Genomic DNA, 353 nt, shown 5'->3' with positions numbered 1-353 from the left:
CTCAGATTGACGGTGCTCTTCTCATGTATATCAGGTAAAGAGAAGAGGGGGGCTTTGTTATATTTTGCGTCTTTTAAGTCTGCAGAGACCTGCTCGGTAAAGGAGTTTAAGCCTATAAAAATTAGGATGAAGTAAGCAATAGATAAACCAAGAAAACGGTCGGGCTTATTGGAGCGCGTGGGCATAAATGTAAAGCTCTACTGATAAAAAGAATTCATTTATTTGAACGCCGCGCGCCTAGAAAGTTCCCTGCCTTGCTAACTATAACCATTGAATGTAATGATTAGAGAGTACTTGATGACGCGTCGCATGACGTATTTTCAATAATGTACTATATTAAATGAATGAAAAAA

1 protein-coding gene is annotated in these 353 nt (G+C 38.5%); it reads right to left on the bottom strand.

All coding sequences use genetic code 11. The annotated features are described in order from the left end of the window. On the bottom strand, positions 1-185 hold a 185-nt coding region (locus tag A3735_RS32085; protein ID WP_231882625.1), incomplete at its 3' end, for a hypothetical protein. Positions 186-353: the final 168 nt, after the last annotated feature.

It is taken from the genome of Oleiphilus sp. HI0061 (assembly GCF_001635675.1).
This window is presented reverse-complemented; position numbering and strand designations above follow the sequence as displayed.